This is a genomic window from Bartonella sp. AP1QHHD, from assembly GCF_042196265.1.
In the GTDB taxonomy this organism is placed as follows: domain Bacteria; phylum Pseudomonadota; class Alphaproteobacteria; order Rhizobiales; family Rhizobiaceae; genus Bartonella.
Genome location: NZ_JBHIPW010000037.1, coordinates 1 through 24,194, shown reverse-complemented (window position 1 = coordinate 24,194; position 24,194 = coordinate 1). Strand labels below are relative to the sequence as shown.

The 24,194-nt window shown below is 37.2% G+C and carries 21 protein-coding genes and 2 tRNA genes; 5 read left to right on the top strand and 18 right to left on the bottom strand.

Annotated features, from left to right (window positions below):
• Positions 1 to 57 precede the first annotated feature (57 nt).
• From ACFIME_RS03790 to ACFIME_RS03730, 13 genes are all read right to left on the bottom strand, one after another.
• Positions 58 to 474, bottom strand: coding sequence for a hypothetical protein (locus ACFIME_RS03790; RefSeq protein ID WP_375684526.1), 417 nt, complete (start codon positions 472 to 474; stop codon positions 58 to 60).
• 13 nt (positions 475 to 487) lie between these two features.
• On the bottom strand, positions 488 to 850 hold the full coding sequence (locus ACFIME_RS03785) for a hypothetical protein (protein WP_375633521.1): 363 nt from the start codon (positions 848 to 850) through the stop codon (positions 488 to 490).
• A gap of 14 nt (positions 851 to 864) precedes the next feature.
• On the bottom strand, positions 865 to 1,440 hold the full coding sequence (locus tag ACFIME_RS03780) for a DEAD/DEAH box helicase family protein (RefSeq protein ID WP_375684525.1): 576 nt from the start codon (positions 1,438 to 1,440) through the stop codon (positions 865 to 867).
• Between the two features lie 272 nt (positions 1,441 to 1,712).
• Complete coding sequence (locus ACFIME_RS03775) at positions 1,713 to 2,186, bottom strand: hypothetical protein (RefSeq protein ID WP_375684524.1); 474 nt, start codon at positions 2,184 to 2,186, stop codon at positions 1,713 to 1,715.
• Positions 2,164 to 2,628: a hypothetical protein gene (locus ACFIME_RS03770; protein WP_375684523.1), complete on the bottom strand. Its 465-nt coding sequence runs from the start codon at positions 2,626 to 2,628 to the stop codon at positions 2,164 to 2,166. The genes ACFIME_RS03775 and ACFIME_RS03770 overlap by 23 nt, the downstream gene beginning before the upstream one ends.
• Before the next feature lie 2 nt (positions 2,629 to 2,630).
• On the bottom strand, positions 2,631 to 3,107 hold the full coding sequence (locus ACFIME_RS03765) for a hypothetical protein (RefSeq protein ID WP_375684522.1): 477 nt from the start codon (positions 3,105 to 3,107) through the stop codon (positions 2,631 to 2,633).
• Positions 3,065 to 3,517 carry a hypothetical protein gene (locus ACFIME_RS03760; RefSeq protein WP_375662411.1) on the bottom strand — a complete coding sequence of 151 codons (453 nt, stop codon included), beginning with the start codon at positions 3,515 to 3,517 and terminating at the stop codon, positions 3,065 to 3,067. Before ACFIME_RS03760 ends, ACFIME_RS03765 begins: the two co-directional genes overlap by 43 nt.
• On the bottom strand, positions 3,510 to 3,758 hold the full coding sequence (locus tag ACFIME_RS03755) for a hypothetical protein (RefSeq protein WP_375662410.1): 249 nt from the start codon (positions 3,756 to 3,758) through the stop codon (positions 3,510 to 3,512). Before ACFIME_RS03755 ends, ACFIME_RS03760 begins: the two co-directional genes overlap by 8 nt.
• Positions 3,759 to 3,813: 55 nt before the next feature.
• On the bottom strand, positions 3,814 to 4,260 hold the full coding sequence (locus tag ACFIME_RS03750) for a hypothetical protein (RefSeq protein WP_375684521.1): 447 nt from the start codon (positions 4,258 to 4,260) through the stop codon (positions 3,814 to 3,816).
• Positions 4,261 to 4,637: 377 nt separating this feature from the next.
• Positions 4,638 to 5,537 carry a hypothetical protein gene (locus ACFIME_RS03745; RefSeq protein ID WP_375662408.1) on the bottom strand — a complete coding sequence of 300 codons (900 nt, stop codon included), beginning with the start codon at positions 5,535 to 5,537 and terminating at the stop codon, positions 4,638 to 4,640.
• A gap of 88 nt (positions 5,538 to 5,625) precedes the next feature.
• On the bottom strand, positions 5,626 to 5,940 hold the full coding sequence (locus tag ACFIME_RS03740) for a hypothetical protein (RefSeq protein ID WP_375684520.1): 315 nt from the start codon (positions 5,938 to 5,940) through the stop codon (positions 5,626 to 5,628).
• A gap of 501 nt (positions 5,941 to 6,441) precedes the next feature.
• Positions 6,442 to 6,518: transfer RNA gene (locus tag ACFIME_RS03735), tRNA-His, on the bottom strand.
• Positions 6,519 to 6,656: 138 nt separating this feature from the next.
• Positions 6,657 to 7,739 carry a quinone-dependent dihydroorotate dehydrogenase gene (locus ACFIME_RS03730; RefSeq protein WP_375684519.1) on the bottom strand — a complete coding sequence of 361 codons (1,083 nt, stop codon included), beginning with the start codon at positions 7,737 to 7,739 and terminating at the stop codon, positions 6,657 to 6,659.
• Positions 7,740 to 9,084: 1,345 nt separating this feature from the next.
• On the opposite strand from ACFIME_RS03730, the gene mscL reads away from it, so the two are divergent.
• On the top strand, positions 9,085 to 9,492 hold the full coding sequence (gene mscL / locus ACFIME_RS03725; protein ID WP_026500234.1) for a large conductance mechanosensitive channel protein MscL: 408 nt from the start codon (positions 9,085 to 9,087) through the stop codon (positions 9,490 to 9,492).
• An 18-nt stretch (positions 9,493 to 9,510) separates the two neighbouring features.
• Here the strand turns inward: mscL and ACFIME_RS03720 are convergent, their stop codons facing one another.
• Positions 9,511 to 11,217 carry an ATP-binding protein gene (locus tag ACFIME_RS03720; protein WP_375684518.1) on the bottom strand — a complete coding sequence of 569 codons (1,707 nt, stop codon included), beginning with the start codon at positions 11,215 to 11,217 and terminating at the stop codon, positions 9,511 to 9,513.
• Positions 11,218 to 12,362: 1,145 nt separating this feature from the next.
• On the bottom strand, positions 12,363 to 14,936 hold the full coding sequence (locus tag ACFIME_RS03715) for a DNA translocase FtsK (RefSeq protein WP_375684517.1): 2,574 nt from the start codon (positions 14,934 to 14,936) through the stop codon (positions 12,363 to 12,365).
• 460 nt (positions 14,937 to 15,396) lie between these two features.
• On the opposite strand from ACFIME_RS03715, the gene ACFIME_RS03710 reads away from it, so the two are divergent.
• The 3 genes from ACFIME_RS03710 (at position 15,397) to rpoH (ending at position 18,894) form a co-directional block, all read left to right on the top strand.
• Positions 15,397 to 16,827 carry an aldehyde dehydrogenase family protein gene (locus ACFIME_RS03710; protein ID WP_375662403.1) on the top strand — a complete coding sequence of 477 codons (1,431 nt, stop codon included), beginning with the start codon at positions 15,397 to 15,399 and terminating at the stop codon, positions 16,825 to 16,827.
• Positions 16,828 to 16,856: 29 nt separating this feature from the next.
• Entirely contained in the window at positions 16,857 to 17,861 is a 1,005-nt protein-coding gene (locus ACFIME_RS03705) for an RluA family pseudouridine synthase (protein WP_375684516.1), read from the top strand.
• 148 nt (positions 17,862 to 18,009) lie between these two features.
• Complete coding sequence (gene rpoH / locus ACFIME_RS03700; RefSeq protein ID WP_375618560.1) at positions 18,010 to 18,894, top strand: RNA polymerase sigma factor RpoH; 885 nt, start codon at positions 18,010 to 18,012, stop codon at positions 18,892 to 18,894.
• 203 nt (positions 18,895 to 19,097) lie between these two features.
• On the opposite strand, the gene ACFIME_RS03695 is transcribed toward rpoH, so the two are convergent.
• The 3 genes from ACFIME_RS03695 to ACFIME_RS03685 form a co-directional block, all read right to left on the bottom strand.
• On the bottom strand, positions 19,098 to 20,519 hold the full coding sequence (locus ACFIME_RS03695) for a hypothetical protein (RefSeq protein WP_375655231.1): 1,422 nt from the start codon (positions 20,517 to 20,519) through the stop codon (positions 19,098 to 19,100).
• A 230-nt stretch (positions 20,520 to 20,749) separates the two neighbouring features.
• Positions 20,750 to 22,039, bottom strand: coding sequence for an adenylosuccinate synthase (locus tag ACFIME_RS03690; protein ID WP_375633506.1), 1,290 nt, complete (start codon positions 22,037 to 22,039; stop codon positions 20,750 to 20,752).
• A gap of 383 nt (positions 22,040 to 22,422) precedes the next feature.
• Positions 22,423 to 23,586 (bottom strand): phosphoserine transaminase, encoded by a 1,164-nt coding sequence (locus tag ACFIME_RS03685; RefSeq protein ID WP_375684515.1) that lies wholly within the window; start codon positions 23,584 to 23,586, stop codon positions 22,423 to 22,425.
• A gap of 412 nt (positions 23,587 to 23,998) precedes the next feature.
• Between ACFIME_RS03685 and ACFIME_RS03680 the strand changes: the two genes are divergently transcribed.
• Positions 23,999 to 24,074, top strand: a tRNA-Phe gene (locus ACFIME_RS03680).
• Positions 24,075 to 24,194: the final 120 nt, after the last annotated feature.

Sequence of the window (24,194 nt, the reverse complement as noted above, 5' to 3'; positions counted from 1 at the left end):
TCGCGCATAATCGTGTTATAAGTGTCATCATCAGCTTGGCTGTCGCCCTTTGTATCCTTATACACGGCCTTTCTTGTCTTGCGAGAAATAACCGCCGTGCACGTTTCGAATATTTTGCGCAAACTTAGTTCGCAAGGAGGCATATTTCTTTTTCGCCAACAGCTCTTCATAACATTCTTCAAACATACGCTCATAAAGTGCTGGCTCTTCATCAGAGCTACGATATTTAGCCACCTCATCAATAAAAAAAAGTGATAAAACTTTAATCCCTAAAGGCACAAGCCGCAATTCCTTATCTAAATGTGTTTCTATAGTGCGATAAATTTGTGCGCGTTTAAGCTCTATTGTATTCACATCACCAAGTGCGTGGCCAAATTTGACAATTTCAGTATCAGAAAACTCAACAGCTTCATCCCCCGCCATGCAATTGATACCCGAAACAATATAGCCCTTATAAAGCTCACGTCCGCCCATAACGCGATACAGATCATCGCCGTCTCACTGTAACTGTTTTGCGGCTCACCGTGCCATTCTTTCCCGCAATATCCAACTCTAAGCGCGCCTTAAAGCCATGTTTGTGTGATACGGATTTCAAGGCAATATAGGAACGGTTAAAATCTTGCTCTATCTGATTAGAAGAAACACAAATTTGCTTTACCAGTCCTTTTTGATAAGCATCAACAGGTGTTAAACGATATAAAAGATTAATCTCATCTTTATGCGTGGCACTATAGCGGAAAACACAAAGCGGGTTAAGGCTCGCAATAGCCTCCTTCGCTTTTGCTGTATTATCCACCGATTGCGGTTCATCTATGATCACAATCGGTTTTGTGTCTTGGATATAGCGCATAGCGCTTTCGCCATTCAGTCTATCTTGCGGAAGGTTGATAATATTTTCTGCTTTTTAAATGCATCAATATTGATAATCATAATTTCAATATTGCTAGAGCTTGCAAATTGGCGAATTTGCGAAAGATCTTTTGAATTATAAATAAAATAACGATAGGGCAGATTATCAAACTCTGCTTGAAAATGCTCCCTTGTTACCTGAAGTGATTTATATACCCCTTCGCGAACAGCAACATTTGGTACGACAATAATAAATTTGGTAAAGCCATAGCGTTGATTTAACTCAAAAATCGTCTTGCTATAGACATAAGTTTTACCTGTTCCCGTTTCCATCTCAATAGAAAACTGCTTTTGCTCTAGCGTCTCACTCGCCAAGAGTTTATTGTTCTGTTGCACCTCTCGTAAATTTGCTAATATGCTTTCATCACTGATCAATAATTGATTACCATAACCAAATTCATTTAACGCTAATTGTCCTTGTTCTGAATGCAAAGAAAAAGAAGAATCCCGTTGTGGCTGGCCTTTAAACAAATTAATGACGCTTTTAACCGCATCATTTTGAAATTCTTGTTGTTTAAATTTAAGTCTCATATCGCCGCCTCAAGATTCCCATCTTCAATCTCATGGAGGATAATAGAAAGGAAGACACTAGAAAGTTACATGATAGCATATTTGCAAACTCCCATATGCGCGTGGACAGTGGCACACCCTCCCCCCAATTAGTGCAGAAATGACGTCACTCTTGGTACTGGACGCGTTACGTCGGTGCTAACCTTCTCTATTTTTTTGCAGAACAGCAAGCGCGTATCAGGCTCTCTAGCCATACTTAGAGTACGCAAAGTTATTCATCACTCTACAACACTTTAAGCGCGCAATTTTATGTTTTGTATTAAAGGATTTTTGCTTTCAAAATATACGAACAACATCACACAAAGTAGAATAAACAAGCTGCCCCCAACATTAAACCAAACCTTCTCTGTAACCAGCACTGTTGCACCGAAACAGTTAGCAATAGCGTGGACAAAAAAAGGCGCACACGCATAAAATTTAGAGCGCGTAACAACACCACGATACGCCAAGCATGTATTGAAAATATGCATGAGTATGACGCTCATTAAAGCACACAAAAAAATACTCGCTTGCGTCCAGGAATAAAAAATTACATACTCATTGGCTAATAACCTAGATCGAATAGGCCAGCCATTATAAACAAGGAAAGGCCCTAGCGCCTTATAAGCTAATTCGCATAAACCCCAGCCTATGCCAATATTCAGCGGCAAACGCCACAAAAAACTAGGCGAGCACCGATAAAACTTAGTAACTAACCAACGACGCATAGCTTCTTCTGCTACAACAAAAAAAAACCGTAAATGTTAAAAATAAAAAAACAAGCGCCAGCCCCTGCTCTGCACGACTCTTGGTTTCAACAATACTCATCATATAAAGCGTTTTTATTACAGATTGCTCCCAAAAAGCAATAAACCCGCCAGCAATGCAGCTAGCAACAAACCATCCCACAGCACCAGCGACAACCAATTTGAACTTCAGAAAATGATGAAACACACATAGAATAAAAACAACGCCAAGCACTTGCAGTAAACGTAAGGCATCAAGTTTATGTTCTGTTTCCGAGTAACGCCATACTAACAGAACAATCACCCCAAAAACTATGCCGCTCAACAGCACATTTATCCAACTAAATGTAGAGCGAAAAAAATTATAAATGACAGCGCCATAAATAAGGACTGCGAGAAGCGAAGTAATAAATAAAACCAACATTATTATGCCCCCTCATTTACTACAGCGTAACTGCTATTTTTCTTCATGGATAATCTGTCTTGCACAAAATCATAAATTTGCCGCATAAGAGCAAACATAAGAATAGTAGCGATTGTATAATGCCCAATTGCAAGAAGTTCTGGCTCAGCGGCCCGCCATGAAAAGCGCGCCCAAGCCGCCAAGCATTGTAAAAGCAGGATAAGAACAAAAAAACGCCATTTCTTGTCAAGGCAAACCACAAGCATTAAGAAAGTTGATAAAAGACTCAGACCTATAATAAACGCATAATATATTACCGTCTCAAGTAAAGAAAGTAAGGCGCCCCTATCAAGACTAAAGGCCCCTTTTAGGATCATCATAGCTTCTGGTAGAGATGTAAGCAGTGCAAGCCCCATAGCAGCCCCCCAAATCCCCATTCCCACGCTCAGGGCTGCCTCTACACCATTGCCATTATCTTCTGCCACCCAATGAGAGAGCAAAAAAACTGCATAATCGCCATGCCTATAGGGAATAGACCAACAGCAAAAACAATATTAGGCGTACTATAAGCAGAAAAATCAAAAATTAAACTACCTATCATACGCATAAAGCCGTATAGAAAAAAAATCAAAAGCACATAACAACCAGCGCTTGCCCCAATAATCGCCTTCGTGCCTTTAAACGCTTTAACCAAAGAGAGTAACCAGCGGTACCCCAATATAAGCGAAAGCACCAAAACATAATAAGGAAAATAACTCACAGCGCCATAAACATAAAGAAAAACAAGACACAAAACAACGAGCAAGAAAACCAAATGTTCAACCAATGTTTTTTTCTTCATCAAAGGAAAAATAATCAGCACCAGACAAAAAACGGCGCTGATAACAGATAATGTCAATTTGTCAAGCATTATGGTAAGCCTCAGAAATAGAATTTATTAATATTGCGTAGTCTGAAGAAATGCCAAACATAGACAAAAGATCAACAGCAAAATGAATTACAAAAGGCAGATAGAAATAGGCCTTGCGCTTATCTTGGAAACCAAGATACATAAAGCGCGTATTTACACCATGCATCAATACAATCATGCCCGCGGCAATAAGATAGCTGATCGCTTGTGGACAAGATTCAAATGCGACATAGCCCGCCATTTGTGGCTCCCTATCAACACGGTAATTCAAGTAAAGAAAAAGAGCTGGGAGGGTCTTATAGCATAAGTCTAGAACACCCCAAGCCCAGCCCGAAATAAAGGACCTCACGCGCTGCTAATTCTGGCTTATATACGCGAAGCAACCACAAACGCAAAAGCTCCGCAGTTAAAACTGATATCAAAAGGATAAAAAAGGGATAGTTTGCAGCAACCAAACTCATGTAATGCACCACCTGCTGCTGGCTATTATTAGCAGCAGACAAAGCAGGCAATGGCAACAAAGAGCTCAAATATACAAAACCTGCCCCAATACACAAGGCAGCAACTGCACCACAGAATCCAAGAACTAAATATTTATATAAGTAGTGCTCGTGCAGAATTAAAAGCATGCCAAGATAACATACCAAAAGCAAAGATAAGTCTGGAAGCCCACTTTCACTATGTGGATAGGCGAAGATGATAGCGCAGGAAAGGCCAGCTAGCCCCCCCCCAAAATGACGCACTCGCCCAACAAGCCATTGTTTTTAAGGAGACGAGGGCTGGAACTTATCCCAAAACTAAGCAGCATTCCAAAAATTAAGTCAGACATATAATTTCCTTAAAGCGTCTTGCCCTCCCAAGCATACCAAGATATTATTGCGGGAGAAAAACTCCCTGCTAAGAGGCTGATAGCGTACCCCTTAGCAAGGCCTTTACCTTGTTAAAAAAGCCAGGTCAAACAACAATTTCACCACTTAGAGCGAGCACAATTCCAACCAGCTTTAGCAATATCCGCAGCTGCGCCACGGGACCCTGCCTACTATTGCTCCAGAAACTGCCCCTCCTGGGTTGGCTGCTCTAGGCTTTAGGATAACCCAAAGAACTATAGCCTCCTGTCTTCTCACTCAGTTTTCCTTTTAAACGGGTTAATCACGCTAAGCTTCACACTCTTTGATTTAATGTAACGCGCGTACACATAAACAACATACATCAAACAAATCCAATTTCTAACCATTCCATAGTTATCATCTGTATGAACAAACGCTACAGAATAAGAAACAAAGAGGCTAAAAAACAGCTCTGCAAGAACATCAAGGACCAACCAATAATATTTCTTTGTAGTAACAAAGAGAACCATCAAAAATGTCAAAAAAACCTGGCCCGTTAGAATAGCAAAACCAAGCACCGCATAATCAAACATTTTTTTCACTGTCTCCCTGTTTGCAAAACCTATCTGTTGATAGATTTCTCGAAGGTCTGATAAAAGCAGTGATGACACAAAAAAGACGCCTATGGCAAACCCACAGCCAATGCAAATGCTTAAATCTAGCACTGACATAGATTTTTCCTTCAAAGCTTTAGCAATTAGGACATAGCGAGCCCCCTCTATCATCAAAGGAATAATGAAAAGCAGATAAATACAGCTCGAAAGCTGCAGATCAAAAAAATCTAACAGAACGTCATCACTCACAACAATAAAACCAGCTGCGATGAAAAAAATGGGGCAACTTGCGATAATGGCCAAACTAAAGCACTTTATATTGTTTACTATATTGGGTATAAATTCAATGCAAAAAGAAAGAAAGAACATAATTATAATAACAGGAGGAGATGTTATCGGCACACCAACTATATACTCAAAGACATACATGAGGGGAGGAGCAACCAATGCCACCACTATGAATGCAACTATGTTCTCCCCGCCTAACATGCTTTTTCCATTAATAGCAATAGTTTTTAAGAATAGATACATGCCAAAACACAGACAAAAATAAGCGAGCACTAAACCAAACGCGCCCATAGCTCCTCCTGTACAATATTCCAAACATAAAGGTGGCACCTTTTACAGTACCACCATTCTAGGCTTTAGGATAATCCAAAGAACTACATCAAAAGTGCATCAACATCCCACCACCTGAATTAGCAATAGATTGACCCAACAACTGTGCTCCACACTGGGCAGCAGCCACACCATAACCACCATAACCGCCTATGGTGTCTCCGAAATTATCGCCTACAATTTGCCCAAAGCTTGCTGAGGCCATGGTAGTAACAGGATTACGCGATGCCGCTGCTCCTATGAAAAGACCACTCGCAAAGCCAACCTTACCACCATACTTGCTACCAAACGCAGTACCAGAGTTATATTTGCTACTAAAATCATCGGCACTGCAATAATCGTGCGAACCACTTGAACTTCCCATTTATTTTCCCCAATTTAGTGTATAAATAAATCCCCCAAGGTTACTTATGTCCCCGCGCCAGAATGGCTTACCCATAATTAACCACCGAAACACCCCTGGAAATATGAATGCACTTTCATGCAAGTTCATATTTATAATATATAGTTGACAAAATTAAGGGCATTGTGTCAAAAATATGGCATATTTTAGTAAATTTATGCTTACTTATTTTATGTGTTTAAACTTAATATTTTATATTATGAGCAATAATAATGAAAGTCAAATAAGATTCTCTTGGTTTACAAAATATACTAAAAGTATATAAATATACTGATAGAGATATTTATTATTGCAATTGCAATCAGAATCATAGATTTAGTTAACCCGTTTATATTTCAAGCGATTATTGATCGTATCATTCCGTTTTGGGCAAAATTTGAGAAAAATCATCCGCGCAAGGTCTCTGCTCCGTGACGGCTCACACGCAAAAAATAAGAATTAGAAAAGTTGTAACAAGACAAATGGTACGGTTGGTGGGATTTGAACCTACGACCTCTGGTGCCACAAACCAGCGCTCTAACCAACTGAGCTACAACCGCATAAAAAGCAAATGTATCATAACTGTTCACGATTTCGTAAACATTTATTCTTTGCTTATGAGACATAAGGAAGATCAACAAAGTTTGCAAGCCCCTTTAAAAAAATCTCTCAATTTTTTGTGAAGAAAAAAGCGTTTTTTACAAAGGAAATTTTGCCCACTGCTCAAGACTATGATCACGATAGCCTTTTATGTTATCAACGCCATCTTGTTGCATCATCTGCAAAATCTCTTGCAGAATAGTTATGACAAGATTTGGACCTTCATAAACCATCCCACTGTATAATTGAATCAAATCTGCACCAGCTTTTACTTTTTCCAAAGCAGTTTGTGCGTCCTTTACACCGCCAACACCAATAATTGCAATCTCCTTCCCTAATTTTTTACGCATTTTTGCAAGCACAATAGTAGAACGCTCAAAAAGTGGACGTCCAGAAAGCCCACCCTCTTCATTACTGAGGTGACTATTGCTAAGACCTTGGCGTGCAAGAGTCGTATTGGAAACAATCAGTCCATTAAAATCAGAAAGTTTTATTTCTTCAGCAACATCATCTAATTCTTTCTCTGATAAATCGGGGGCAATTTTTAAAAAAATAGGAATGGAGAATCCATGCTTGTTCTCTTGCTCATTTCGCGCTTGCGAAACTGCACTCAACAAAAGATGCAAACTGTCACGGGCCTGTAAATCACGTAAACCTGGTGTATTAGGAGAAGAAATATTAACCGTAAAATAATCAGCAACATCATAAAAATGAGCAATACCAACAGTATAATCATCAATCTTATCGACCGTATCCTTATTGGCTCCAATGTTGACTCCTACAACACCAGTTTTTTTACGCGCACGCAATCTGTTGTAAACAACTTGATGTCCATCATTATTAAAACCCATTCTATTAATAATCGCTTCATCTTCTTTTAAACGAAAAAGCCGTGGTTTAGGATTTCCAATCTGAGGCTTTGGTGTCACTGTCCCAATTTCAGTAAAACCAAATCCTAACCGAAAAATACCATCTACAACCTCTGCATTTTTATCAAACCCCGCTGCAAGACCAATAAAATTTTCAAACTCAAGCCCAGCAACAGTTACACACAAACGTTTATCGATAACCTTTTGACAGCCATTTAATCCACTTTTCAGCCCGAGAATCGCTAAACCGTGTGCTTGCTCTGGATCCAACATAAATAAGGCAGAACGGCCAATACAACGAAAAAAACTCATCAATCCTTCTCCACAACATAAAAATGATCCATCGCACCTCACCTATATCTTTTAACATAAAAGATTACCAATCAAAGAGAGCATATTATCCAAATAATATTCCTCTTCTAAAAGAAAACTCATCACATAATAGCCATACATGTTTATATTGATGTATACTGTGTAAAAAACTTTTTATTCTAAAAAAATGTTTCTCTTTTTCGACATTTTTTAAAGATTAAAATATGAATCCTAATCTTATAAAATGCAGCATAAATTGAAACATCAAAGGCTCTTCACCATAGTCATGGTTTTGTAACGTCTCATGCAAGCAAGCTCATAATTCTCTTAAAAATGCAGGCAAATTATCTCTATTCCCAAAGTTCCTTTGTGTAATATCGTTTCCAATAGAAACAGAGCTTGCTTTATAAAGCTATTTTTTCCTAGCATTTATAGAATACATGGTTCATAAAGTCATCTAAATTCATACTATTGTTGCACCATTTATTAGTAACAGAATGTTCAATCAATTTGTACTCTATTGATAAAATTTTGAGGAATCTGCGTTGTTTCCTTTGCCATTTCTGATGCGTTAAATACAATTCTGCATCTATTAAGTGCTCTGTCTAACATATGTTTCAAGTAATGACAGTTGATCATTGAACTCACACATCATACCAACGACTTTCAAACCAAAATGATCTTGCAAACCCTATAGCTCTGCTATTTATAAACTGATACAATCTTCCAGCAGATGAAATGTGTTTCTTCCATCGGAATTATCGCCATTTTAGCTCATGCAACCCAATACAAATAGCTTTTAGATAAGCCATAATGCCCTCCTAATTGCTATTATCGCTTACTGAATTAAGAGGAATTAAATTATAAGTTTTACTTCTGTCTCATTTATCTATTTCTTCTATCAGCGCTGAAATATATTTTTTATTCCTAAATTTTCTTTTTATAATAAAATGTTATGCCAATATATGTGCTTCATTTATATGTACTTCATTTGAGAAGCTTTCTGATAGCTCAGCTTTCAACACTACCCATTTTGTGGTATTGTGTAAAAATCTCTCTTTTTAATGTTAAAATAAAAATCTTGAGGCAATTATATAAATTAAGCTACAGTTTTCTACTTTCTGTTGAAAAAGCAGATATAGTTTTTATCAAAAAAGCTTTTTTCTAGGAAATATTCTATGTACATTCAAATAGAGCCCTAAAGCTCTTTATTAAACCTTATAAAGTTCTTTGAAAATAATATTAATATCGTAATATAATCCTAAAAATAAAATCTGCCCTTTCCTTTTTCATCAAAAGCGGTAAGTAAATTACCGTATATCGCTTATATAAAGGGGAAAACGCAATGCTTAAAGAATTCAAAGAATTTGCCCTAAAAGGTAATATGATTGATCTTGCTATCGGTGTGATTATAGGGGGTGCTTTTGGTAGCTTGGTCAACTCAATTGTCAATGATATTTTTATGCCAATCATTGGGCTGATTACGGGTGGAATTGATTTTTCTAATATGTTTATTCAACTTGCTGGCGAAAAACAAGCAACATTGAGTGCCGCCAAAGCAGCTGGAGCAACCATTAGCTATGGACACTTTATTACTTTACTTATCAATTTTCTCATTATTGCTTGGGTTCTTTTTTTATTCGTTAAAGCTATGAATAAAATCCGTAGAAAAGAAGAAGAAAGCCCCAAAAAAACGTCTTCAGAAGAACAACTTTTAACAGAAATTAGAGATCTTTTGGCTAAGAAAAAATAATTTTATGCCAGATTTACATCATGGAACACGAGGAAAAAACATTTCCACAGTTGTTCCATGATTGGGTTTTGAGAACAGTAAAAATTGTCCCCCTCTTTCTTCCACCATTGCTTTACACATTGGGAGGCCTAAACCTGTTCCCATAAAAGCGCTATCACCAGATCGGCCATCTTTGCGCTCTACTTGACCGTAAGGTTGCAGTGCCTGTATAATCTCTTCTTCGTTCATCCCTATACCATTATCACTCACTGAAATTTTTACACGTTCTTTTCTATAAGAAACGTGAACAATAATCTGTCCGCCCAAAGGTGTAAAACGAATAGCATTGGAAAGAAGATTCCATATAATCTGGCGAAACACTTGTTGTGATACAGGAATAAATGGAACGTGAGGTGGAGCAACAATACGCATGATAATGCCGTTCTGATTGGCTTGAGTTTCAAGAAAAGCTATCGTCGCACGTAAACAAGATATTACATCAAATGTTTCAGAAATAAGGGAAGAATCAATCTGGTTATCGGAACCAGAATAATTTATCTTCGAGCACTCTAGTAATTGATTAATCAGCAATAATATATGTTTTCCAGAGGAAATAATATCGCGTAAATATCCATGATAGCGCTCATTTTCTATTGAACCAAAACGGCCTTCTCTCATAATTTCTGCAAAACCAATAAGAGCATTCAAAGGTGTTCGTATTTCATGAACAACTCCAACGATTTTATCCTCTTCTGCTTTTTTTTCTCCTGATGGAACTGTTTGTGTCCTATCACGCAACATAACAGCATAATTGCCTTGCTTTGCCAAAAATACAATCGTTATCAAAACGGTTATATTTTTTTGATTTTTTGTCATTAAATCAGCGGTTTCACTGCGATTTAAAACCTGATTTTTTCCCTCCATACGGATTGATTTAAAATATTTTTCAACCAAAAGTCGGCTTTGCAAAGTAAATAATGAAGAGAATAGCTGTCCTCGTAGTTTATTTATTTCATAACCCATTAATGCTAAGGCTGCCCTACTCGCTGATTGAATAAAGCCCTCTTCATCCAACCATAAAACACCATCTGTTGCTGTATCCAACAATGATAAAACTGCAGCGGGCTCTTTTACGAGAGCTTGTTCTATAGCATTTATCGGCAATGTTTGTGCATATGGTAACTGAATAGCTGTTTCTTCAACTAAATTTTCTTCTTTTACCGATGAATTCAATTCATCACGCAATTGCTCTGCAATTTCACGAAAAGCTGAGCGTTCGATCTCCGTAAGACATGGCATTTCTGTTTCTAGCTTTTCATTTCTTTTTTCTTGGACTTTTTTTTGTATTTTTAAAACACCAAAGCCACGAAACCCCTTAAGCTGCTTTGTAACATCAAAAATTGGCAAAGCCGACAATTCAACATCAAGCCATTGTAAGCAACCATCAACAGGCCATTGAACAATCTCTTTACTCCAAGGCATAGCCGCTTCAATAAAATGACTGAGAACCAGATATCGATCATCATTAAATTGATGAGCAAGCTCATGAAAACTACACCCTAAAATAGAAGAAGAGAGAGGACCAACAACTTCAGCTAGCTCTTTTGAGACTTCACAAAACAAACCATTGTGATCGATTTCCCACGTAAAAGGCCGTGGCAAAAGCTCTGGTGTAAAACGAAAAGCTTCTTGCTGACATTTTAATTCATTTGTATTTAACTTTAACTCATCTGCTTTTAATGGCATAACTAAAACTAAAAAGTGTTGGATTTACTCTCAAATGAATAATGCTAATTTGTTTACAATTATCTGTTCTGGTTATAATAACTTGATATCTCATATCAATTGTCTGTAGCAAAATTTTGACTGTTTCATCAACAAAACAAGAATAAAAAGAAGCTTCCAGCTCTGGTTGCTTATTCACCCATTATTGTAATAAATCTTGTTACAATAATGATAACATCTCCCTCGCATAAATAGTACTCAAAAAGAATACACTTATTTTACGCATTCATGCGCCTGTTTTGAAAAGATATCTCCCAAGATCCCCAAGCTTATTTTACGACAGCATCCGTAAATGGTGTAATGTAAAGGTCCCTATAGAGGATATCAAGGCATTGTGCATTACCATTTTTATGCTTATAAAAGAGCTGGTTAGCACCATCATTATACTAATTTCAGCCCCTAATGTCACCAATAGTTCTTAGCATTTGAAGGCATTCATAAGCAGCATTTTTAACTTTTTTACTCCTACATTATTATGATACGCAAGGAAATGGTTTTAATTGTTTCAACAGAAACAGATTTGAAATGAGAAAATCTTACAATGTTTGAGACTTTTATTCACTGTGAATAATGATAAATTACTATCAATCAATATACTGCATTATAAAAATCTCTTTTTCAAATAAAGCTTCTCGTAAGAACACCTTTCTTGAGCCAATAATATCAAATGATAATAAATTCAGCGTAGCGCTTTAAAGTACCCCATGCAACAGAACTTGCATATTGGGCATTTTTTTATGATGCTCTCAATAATCTTCCAAAGATCTTTCTTTCATTAGAATCGCTACAAAAGAAAAAAGAAAAATATGCCACCGCACTATTTTATTAAAAAAATTCTCTGTAAAAAAGAGAACACAAATCATATGTCCTCATATAAAGATTTGTTTAATTTCTTTATATTCCAGATCATTTAGAAATGTTAAAAATATCTCATAATCTCCTTTGATATCAGCTTGTTTACCTCATCAGAAGTCTTAATATAAAAGATCGCTTTTTCTTTATTACTCTCCATTTAAATTTTTAATTTATATAAAAAAATAAAACAACCACATTTAAATAATGACTGTCAGATATTTAAAAAATTGCATATTTTTAAATGTGTTTGTTTATTTTCCTTCATTGAGTAAAATTTCACGTTTTCCAACATGATTAGCGGCTCCAACAATGCCTTTTTCTTCCATCCGCTCGACGAGAGAAGCTGCTTTATTATAGCCGATTGAAAGTCGGCGCTGAATATAAGATGTTGAACATTTTTTATCACGCATAACAATTTTTACAGCTTGGTTATAAAGTTCCTCACCCTCTTCATCAAAATTTTCTTCCTCAGAAATTCCAGCAGCTAAATCAGCAGAATTATCCTCTTTGTTATCGTCTTCATTATCTGTTACCGTTGCTAAATAATCAGGTTTACCTTGCATTTTTAGATGTGCAACGATGGATTCAACTTCTTCATCAGAAACAAAAGGTCCATGAACGCGCACAATGCGTCCACCACCTGCCATATGAAGCATATCCCCCTGACCTAAAAGTGTTTCAGCACCTTGTTCACCCAAGATCGTACGACTATCAATTTTTGATGTTACTTGAAAAGAAATGCGGGTAGGAAAGTTCGCTTTAATTGTACCTGTGATAACATCAACAGAAGGACGTTGCGTTGCCATAATAAGATGAATACCTGCCGCACGCGCCATTTGCGCTAAGCGCTGAATGGCATTCTCTATCTCTTTCCCTGCCACCATCATAAGATCAGCCATCTCATCAACAATCACAACAATATAAGGAAGCTGCGTGAGATCCATGGCTTCTTCATGATAAAGCATTTCCCCTGTTTCCTTATCAAAACCCGACTGAACAGTACACATGATCGTTTCGCCTTTTTGAGCTGCAAGTGCAACGCGTGCATTAAAACCATCAATATTACGCACACCCAACTTAGCCATTTTGCGATAACGCTCTTCCATTTCACGAACCGCCCATTTTAAAGCTGTTACTGCTTTTTTGGGATCTGTGACAACGGGTGTTAAAAGATGTGGAATGCCATCATAAACAGAGAGCTCTAACATTTTAGGATCAACCATGATCAAACGACACTGCTTTGGTGTCATACGATAAAGAATCGACAAAATCATTGTATTAATTGCAACAGACTTGCCTGATCCTGTTGTTCCTGCAACCAATAAATGAGGCATTTTTGCTAATTCTGCAATGACAGGTTCACCATTAATCCCTTTCCCCAAAGCAAGAGCAAGTTTAAATTCACTTTCACGAAAAGAACGTGTTTGGATTAATTCCCGTAAATAAACAGTTTCACGAACCGCATTGGGTAACTCAATCCCGATAACATTACGTCCAGGAATTACAGCAACGCGTGTAGAAATAGCAGACATAGAACGCGCAATATCATCAGAAAGATTAATAACGCGCGATGACTTTACACCCGCAGCGGGTTCAAATTCATACATTGTTACCACTGGCCCTGGATGAACATGGATAACTTCACCCTTAATGCCAAAATCTTCCAAAACACTTTCCAAAAGTCCAGCACCACGTTCTAATGTTTCTTGAGGAATCATCGTACCTTCATGAAAAACAGGTTCCTGTAATAAGTTGATCGGAGGAAATTCATAAACATCACAGTCAATAGATTGAATATTTTGCATAAAAGCAGAATCATAATTACCTAATGGCATACGAGTAGATTGCAATGTTTTAGTTTTACTGTTTGCTTGCATCACAGAAAAATCTTTTGAATTCTTTGTGACGGCTTTGTTTATACAATCAACAGTATTATTGGCGACAATATTATTGGTATTTTCAGTCTCTATACTAGCCCCTGCATCACTTAACGCCCCTGTATTACTTAACGTATGAGCAGAATCTTCAACAGAAAGCTTAGAATGACACTCTTTAGTAGTATCATTATTTGTATGCATTAAATCAGAAATTTTCTCAACACCTCGCATTCTTTCCGCTGGAGATTCTGATGTAATTGAATCATAGAGTTGTGGAAAGCGGTATTCAAGAACACGATAAAGAGCAGTTATTGACTCATCAAAGGCTGTGGGGATATCAGGTGTGAGTTCATTTGTCGTGTCAATTGATGTTCCATCCTCTTTTGAAGTTTGAGTCTCCACATGTTCAAATATCAAAGATTCACACTCAAAAAAAGCATCATCGGAAAGATGCAACGCAGGTTTTATTTTTGGTAGCACATTTTCCACTTGTAATTTATGTTCTTGTTTATCCTCCTCAAGTGGAATATTTGCTGACGGCATATGAATAGCTTGTCGTGATAACTGCTTCAAAACCGTTGAATGACAAACTGATGTTTTATTCTCTATTGATTGAGGATTAATGACTTTTTTTGTCGAAAGAATATTTGTTGTTTTCTTGTTACAACGTACAATACCTGTATCTGTAATTTTTTTTTGATCTTGCTTCGTAAAAATTTTAAACTGTTTTGCAAAAACTGGATCTGTTTCTATACGACGACGCAAAATCTCAACTTCTGGGGTTCTCGTGAAACGGACGTTTTTTCCGAGGGCAAATGCCTTTTTCCACACTTCCGGATAAGGAAATATCTCAGTAATCTTAACAGATAAATCTTCTCTTGATGCACCTTTTGTACCATCATCAGAAAAAGAAGACGTAGAAATAGATTTTGTTTTCGAATTATGCATGGCACCCAACAAATTTATAGCAATGAGAAAAATAACCTTTTCAAAAAGAATTCGTAGAAACTATCATACGAAGGTTAATAACCTTTTGCTGATGGTTACTTTTAAATGAAAAAAATAGTGCCATAATGCATATTCATAATCTGCCTTTTGCATATTTACGATATAAATTGCCTAGTTTATGGTGTCATAGAGCTCGTATTTCATTTGTTTTGAAGAAAACTTCATGATAAAAAAGCTTCAAGAAAATTGTCTATGCCTCTCTTTCTCTCCCTTTTCATAAAAGAAACTAGTTTCAATAATACAATAAGCATTGCTCTATTGAATTCTCCATGATCAATTATCACAATATAATCTAATTTCTCGCGTTTTTATAAGATTACCCTTGTTATCCTCGTTTAAAAAGGCTTAGACTAAGACAATCATAATTACATAAATACAAATAGAAAAAAGGGAGTGAATCATGTTTAATAAACGGAAATTTTATATCAATGGTCTATGGGATGAGCCAAGCACTCCTCACGATTTTGACGTCATTAATCCATCAACAGAGGAGACTTGTGCTGTCATTAGCCTTGGAAGTACAAAAGATGCCGATAAAGCAATTAATGCGGCTAAAGAAGCCTTTCAAAAATGGAAAACAACATCACCAAATGAGCGTCTTGGATTTGTTGAGAAAATTCTAGAGATCTACGAAAAACGTTCCAAAGACATGGCAAAAACCATTTCAATGGAAATGGGGGCACCAATTGATATGGCGCTTAATGCGCAAACTGCAACTGGCAGTTCCCATATTCGCAATTTTATCGAAGCTTATAAAGAGTTTTCGTTCCAAAAAACTTTAATAAAGGGAAATGAGCAAGCAATCCTTCACTACGATCCTATCGGCGTCGTAGGATTAATTACGCCATGGAATTGGCCCATGAATCAAGTAACTCTTAAAGTTATTCCTGCTCTCTTGGCTGGCTGTACCATGGTGTTAAAGCCCTCTGAAATTGCGCCTCTTTCTGCTATGCTTTTTGCTGAATTTTTAGATGAAGCCGCACTTCCAGCCGGTGTTTTTAATTTAATCAATGGTGATGGTGCAACTGTCGGCTCTTACCTCTCTGCACATCCAGATTTAGAAATGATCAGCTTTACTGGTTCAACTAGAGCAGGAAAAGATATTTCTAAAAATGCCAGCGCTACTTTAAAAAGAGTCTGTCTGGAACTTGGGGGAAAAGGAGCGAATATTATCTTTGCTGATGCCGACTCAGATGCTGTTCAACGTGGTGCACGACATTGCTTTTATAATAGTGGACAAAGTTGTAATGCACCAACTCGTATGCTTGTGGAACAGAGCATCTATGACAAAGCCGTGAAAATAGCCAAAGATATTGCAGAAACAACAAAAGTAGGACCAAACTGCCAAGAAGGAAATCATATTGGGCCCGTTGTTTCAAAAAAACAATATGATAAAATTCAAGATCTTATCCAATCGGGAATTGATGAAGGTGCAACTCTTGTTGCAGGCGGGACTGGTTTACCAAACGGAATGGAACGCGGTTATTATGTCCGTCCAACAGTCTTTGCTGATGTAAAACCTCATATGCGTATTTTTAAAGAAGAAATCTTTGGTCCAGTTCTCTCGATTCTTTCTTTTAGTACAGAAGAAGAAGCCGTCGCTTTAGCGAATGAGACTGAGTATGGTCTTACAAACTATATTCAATCGCAAGATCGCAACAAATGTCGTCGTATTGCGGCACAAGTACGCTCTGGTATGGTAGAAGTTAATGGACATGGATTACCCAGTGGAAGCTACTTTGGAGGTGTAAAATTTTCTGGGCGCGCTCGTGAAGGAGGACATTGGGGAATTAAAGAATTTCTCGATAGTAAAGCAATTTCGTACTGGTAAAATCTTATTAAAAACTTAATAGGAATCGTATGGTAATACAGAAAATAACGGATGAAGGTGCTCTTGGGCAACGTCTTGATCAGTGGCTCGCAAAACAATATCATGACGTGCTCTCACGTTCGCGTTTGCAAACCCTCATCCGTGAAGGCTGTCTTAAAATTGATGGTCAATTCATAAAGGAACCAAAAACAAAATTAAAACCTAACCAAATAATTGAATTGGAAATGCCGGACCTTCGTGATGCAGAACCTAGCGCTGAAGCCATTGCATTGGACATTCTTTTTGAAGATGATCATATCATTGTTATTAACAAACCAGCTGGTCTTGTTGTTCATCCTGGGAATGGAAATTGGACCGGTACATTGGTTAATGCCCTTATTTACCACTGTGGGAATAGTTTATCTGGTATAGGTGGTGTTAAACGCCCTGGCATTGTCCATCGTCTTGATAAAAATACAAGCGGTGTTATGGTTGTTGCAAAAAATGATCTAGCTCATAAAAGTCTCAGTGCTCAATTTTCTGATCATGGACGTACCTGCGCATTAGATCGACGCTACCATGCCTTGATTTGGGGAACACCTCAGCGCAATGTCTGGACAATTGATGCATCACTTGGCCGTTCGCCCCATAACCGGACAAAGCAAGCTGTCATCCATAACCAAAACCCTTATGCTCGTCATGCTGTTACACATGTTTCTCTGCTTGAAAAATATGGCTCTCATGCAGACTCAACATCTTTTGCTAGCCTTCTGGAATGTCGCTTAGAAACTGGACGCACCCATCAAATCCGTGTTCATATGACTCATATGGGGCATCCACTCATAGGCGATACAGTTTATGGAAACGCTTTTAAAACAAAATCAAACACATTCAACCCCACTATTAGAAATGCAATCGATCAATTCAACCGACATGCACTCCATGCTGCAAGTCTTACTTTTGAACATCCTTCTACCGGTAAAGTTATGTCGTTTTCCGCATCACTGCCTCAAGATATGGCTAAACTTATTAAGCTTTTTAAAAAAATGAATTGAAACTTTTCCCCTTCTCAAGATTTCACAATAAAATATCTTTTTTTGAACAAAATTGAAAAATATGCTAGAGTGAGGTTATGAGGATAGTTAGCTATCTAAAACATAGAATTTGCCTTATCAGGGAATTCAGATGAAAGGAGGGTGCTATATGGCCCATATGAATTTATTATCAGTAATGACAGGTGATGGTGGTTTAAACCGTTACTTGGAAGAAGTGCGTCGTTTTCCAATGCTTGAGCCAAAAGAAGAATATATGTTAGCTCAGCGTTACCGTGAGCATAATGATCTAAAAGCTGCGCATAGGCTAGTAACCAGTCATTTGCGTCTCGTAGCTAAAATCGCGATGGGATATCGGGGCTACGGACTTCCCATTGGGGAAGTCATTTCAGAAGGCAATGTTGGACTCATGCAAGCTGTTAAACGTTTCGAACCAGAGCGGGGTTTTCGTCTTGCAACCTATGCAATATGGTGGATTAAAGCGTCAATCCAAGAATATGTATTGCGCTCTTGGAGTTTGGTGAAAATGGGGACAACAGCTAATCAAAAGCGCTTGTTTTTCAACCTTCGTAAGTTAAAAAGTAAACTTCAAGCACTTGATAGTGGCGATCTCAATGCAGAACAAGTGAAAGAAATTGCAACCCAGTTGAATGTCACAGAAGATGAAGTTGTATCAATGAATCGTAGGCTTGGTGGTGACACTTCACTCAACGCACCAATTCGGACAAAAGAAGGAGAAAACAGCGAGTTACAAGATTGGTTGGTGGATGAATCTAACGATCAAGAACAAATTTTAATTGAAAAAAGTGAATTAGAAAATCGCCGTTCCATGCTCATAAATGCCATGGACAATCTCAATGAACGCGAAAAACGTATATTCAAAGCGCGTCGTTTAAATGATGTACCACTAACCCTAGAAGAACTCTCTGGTGAATTTAATATTAGTCGAGAACGAGTAAGACAAATTGAAATGCGTGCATTTGAAAAAGTACAAAACTCTATCAAAGATTCTACTTTATCTCAAAGTCAAGTGTAAAACCTAGAGTTAAGTATAAAGCCAATGGTTTGCACATTCTTTAAATGTGAAAATGAAAAAAAGCATACCTTGGCTTTATACTTGTAAATTAGTCTATCGAATTCTTTACGTTATTGATATGTAAAGATTTAGTGAGTGTATTTGGTATATAATTGATAAAGACGGTCGTGGAAAATTCTTCACAGCCGTTTATTTTTTTGCATCTATGTTTTATTTTTTTGACCAAGAACTGTTAACTTATCTTGTTGTGCAAGCCATTGTCCAATAACTTCATTAAAAATAGACTTACCTGTTGGTCCTTTTGCAAAGGTTAATTCACTTATACGCCCATTTTTATCCGTTAACACCAAACGCATCCAATCTAATTCTCGCATCAATTGTAAATTTCGATCAAGAAATGGATGATTACCACTCAATGCGACAAGAAAAAAGTCATCGTTAATCTTTGCAGCAATGGTTCTTGTTAAAGCCTGTCCAATGGATTGTTCACTTGCTTTAAAGGTTAATGCTTGAACCTTGCTTATAGCTTTACCTGAAAATTTATCCGAAAGAATAAAAATAAGGTCCATAATATATGAAGCAGGAAATGACTGATCGGTATTACGACGTAAAATTAACCGCAATGATATCCCTTCATCAGGAATTGTTATATCACCTTGTATAGTTGTTTCTTCTGGAGACCCCTTCACTTGAGACTCTTTTATAAGCGTCCAGCGAGCACTTCCCGTTGCTATCTTTTCTGCATCATAATTTGTACGTGCTTGATAGAAAACAGCTTCACCTGATTTTTCAAGCGATTGCAAATTGCTATCAACAACTGTTGAGAGTACTTCTTCATCCGAAGAATCTATCGCTTGTTTTAAACCAACATCAATTTCACTTCCATCCTCTAATAAGCGTTGTGTTAACTTTCTCTTAATTGGAAATGCCTTTGGTACTCTGTGAGAAGCTTGAAGATTTTCTTCTAAAAACTGATAATCATTTGATACAAATACACGCTCACCAACAAAAAAAATACCAACAATTAAAACAACAAAACTAACAACAAAAACAGCACTTATCACAATACGCCTTTGCACTAACGATTTATTAGCACGACGTAAAGCCTGAGAAAAAATGTGCGAAACAATATGCGGATTATCTTCCTGCGAAGGAGAAATCTTTAACACACTGCTATTAACATGCTGAGAAGGCACATCAGCCTCCATATTAACAGGCTCTGCATCTGGTATATCTGATACACAAAGCTCAACAAATACCTTGTTATCCTTTGAACGTGTAACAAAATCCTGCTTTCTTTTTATGTTTACCTCTGACAATTCATTATTCTTTGGTAATATAGTTTTTTTTGTAACTTTCTTATCTTCATTTATATTTGTGGGATTCCACCCAATAACTGAAGAAAGCCGTTTCTTTTCAACTGCTAAATATTCTCCTTCAACAGTTGCAATAGAACTTTGAAGAATCTTTCTTTGTTCATCCGCTATTGCTTGTGGTATTTTTGCTGTTACAAATTGATGTTCTAGTGTTTCGGTAGCCCGCTTATAAATCCGCTTACGCACTTGTGGTGTAATATTATTTTGTGCATTAATTGTCTTTTTTAAGATTCCAACGAAATCTACCATTTCCTCTATAATCTCTCTTAAACTGAGAAAAAATCAATAGTAAAGCCAAAAAACTTTATTTTAGCCTTCTAAATTGGTTGCCATTTAATATTGGTACAACATAATGTAAAATGAATATGAAAAATAAACAATGCTATTTTGCACCTTTCTCTTACGTGCTCTTAAAAACTTTTTTTGTAAAAAGATACAAAAATGAACAGAGAACATATATAGAAACCTAAAAACAATAATCAATTAACAAAGGGATCCGTAATAAGAATAGTATCTTCACGCTCTGGACTTGTGGATAATAAAGCCACTTTTGTATTAATCAGTTCTTCAATATAGCGTATATATTTAATAGCCTGCACTGGTAAATCTTCCCACCTCAATGCATGTGCTGTTTCTTTCTTCCAACCTTCTAATGTTGCATAAATAGGCTTCACCCGATCCTGAGCTCCCATGGAAGAAGGTAAATAATCAATCCTTTTACCATCAAGCTCATAACCAATACAAATTTTTATTTCATCCAAACCATCTAAAACATCAAGTTTTGTCAATGCTATACCTTGAACACCGCAAATTGTTACCATCTGACGTACTAAGACAGCATCAAACCAACCACATCGACGCTTTCGACCCGTTACAACACCAAATTCATGTCCACGCACTCCCAGAAATTCACCAATATCATTTATCTGCTCTGTCGGGAACGGCCCTTCTCCAACGCGTGTAGTATAAGCTTTTGCAATACCCAAAACATAATGGATTGCATCAGGTCCCATCCCCGAACCTGTACATGCTTGCCCAGCAACTGTATTAGATGACGTTACATAAGGATAAGTTCCAAAATCATTATCTAATAAAGCACCTTGCGCACCTTCAAAAAGAATGTGTTTACCTCCTCGATAACCTTCATCTAAAAGACGCCACGTACAATCCATAAAGGGCAAAATTTTATCCGCAACTTGCATCAATTCATCATAAAGCGCTTGAGAATCAATCTCTGCAACACCCATCCCACGACGCAAAGCATTATGATGCCTCAAAAGCCGCTCAATCTTAGCCATAAGTGTATCTTTTTCTGCTAAATCCATCACTCGGATAGCACGACGTCCCACCTTATCTTCATAAGCCGGTCCAATACCGCGCTTTGTTGTACCAATCTTTAAACCAGATAAACCGCTTTCTCGAATTGCATCAAGATCACGATGCAACGAAAGAATCAAAGGAGCATTTTCAGCAATACGCAAAATTTCTGGTGTGATTTTTACACCCTGATTACATAGTTTTTTTACTTCTGCAACAAAATGATGAGGGTCAACAACAACACCATTACCAATAATTGATAACTTGCCACGCACTAAACCAGACGGTAAAAGTGATAATTTATAACTGACTCCATCAACAACCAATGTGTGGCCAGCATTATGCCCCCCCTGATATCTCACCACGATATCTGCTCGCTCAGACAACCAATCTACAATTTTACCTTTGCCTTCATCACCCCATTGTGTACCGACAACAACTACATTGGCCATAACTTTCTCCGTCGTGTTTGGTCAAAAAAACCAGCATTCAAAAACAAACACTTCTTTATAACGAAACCTTAGAGCAAGTGCGACTCCTCATTTCAGATTTTTCTCAATCTTCAAGTGATTAAATTTTCAAATTTATGATAATAAAGATAAGCAAATACCAAAATATTTTAAATCTGTCATTTTTGCTACAAAAAGTAAAAAAATAGAGATTTTAATTTGTGCGTATCCAACACCTGACAGAGCATTTATTCCTCCTCTTAATCTTTTACAATTCATGTAATATTTAGAGGCTGTTTGTCTGATACAAGAATACGAAAGATCATCATAATCTCTCGTATCCTTTTTCTGTTTAAAAACACCCTGTGAAAATCACCAGTAATTATTTAAAGCTGTGCTTTTTCAACTTGGAATGCCCACTCAAGCCATTGTGTTAAAATTTCAAGATCGGAAGCCTCAATTGTTATACCCGCCCAAATTCGAAGCCCAGGAGGAGCATCGCGATACGAACCGATATCATAAGCAACCCCTTCCTCATCAAGACGCTTCACAACCGCTTCTATAAAAGATACTCGCTTTTCCGTATCCAAAGCAGTAATCACTGGATCCACAATATCTAAACAAATAGCGGTGTTAGAACGCACTTCAGGATCTTTTGCCAAATATTCTAACCATGGCGTTTTGCGAACAAAAGCATCAAGTACAGAAAAATTTTTCTCAACCCGTGCTCTTAATGCCGCTGCACCTCCTAGAGATTTTGCCCACTTCAACCCATCAAGGAAATCCTCAACACAAAGCATAGAAGGTGTATTGATGATCTTTCCTTTAAAAATATCTTCGTTCAATTTTCCATTTTTTGTCATATAGAAAAGTTGGGGCATAGGCCAAGCTGGAACATGATTCTCAAGCCTCTCAACAGCACGAGGACTTAAAATCACCATACCATGTGCAGCCTCGCCTCCCAAAACTTTCTGCCATGAAAAAGTAACAACATCTAATTTTGAAAAATCAAGATATTGCGCAAAAGCTGCCGATGTTGCATCACAAATGGTCAATCCAGCCCGCTTATGCGGAATGAAATCTGCATTAGGAATACGCACACCAGAAGTTGTCCCATTCCATGTAAAAACAACATCCCGATCAAAGTCAAGTTGTGTTAAATCTGGTATTTCACCATAAGGAGCTTCAAAACGACGCACATCAGAAAGCTTTAATTGCTCGACAACATCTTTATTCCACCCAAACCCAAAACTTTCCCACGCTGCCATATCAATGCCACGCTCACCTAATAGAGACCATAGAGCAGCCTCAACAGCACCGGTATCTGATCCTGGCATAATTCCTATACGATGATCAGAAGGAACCTCAAGAATCTCACGGGTTAAATTAACAACTTCAGCAAGTTTTAATTCTGCTTCTCTAGATCTATGTGAACGCCCAACTAATGCATTTTTAAGAACATCAAGAGTCCAACCAGGCCGTTTGCTACAAGGACCTGAAGAAAAATTAGTATTATTGGGACGATTACTTGGTTTTTGTAACATTATCATTATTTCTCCCCTTTTAGATGTTTTTCTTTCTTTATAAAGAAAAACAAATTATTATAAAGACTAATCAATAATCTTTTTAGAAAAAAGTCAAAAATATTGTCTATTATTGCGTATGCTTAAAATTCACGGAAACTTTATAAAAAAATCTTTCTTAATCATGCCTCTCGATTGATTCTTTTAATTTTTTTTCGTATCATCACCACAATAAGACAGCATTCTAATAACAATACACTAAACTATCCAATATACCTATCAAATTTATTTTATGATATCTTTATGATAAAGATTCATTGATAACGCTCTAAAATAGGGAGATAAACTTATTAAAAAATCAATTATTTTTCTTTTGATGACTGGACAGAGAAAATTTTAATGTTATAACCGCAAACGCTTTATATTTTTTATGAAGCATGCCCAGATAGCTCAGTTGGTAGAGCAGCGGACTGAAAATCCGCGTGTCCGTGGTTCGAATCCGCGTCTGGGCACCATACTCTTCTTTGTTATATGTAACCTATTGTTTTTACTGATGTAGCTTGCCAGCAGGTTTTGTATAATTTGCCACTAGGTTTTGTACCAATTTATTTTTTTCAAAGAGTTTTTAAGGGGTT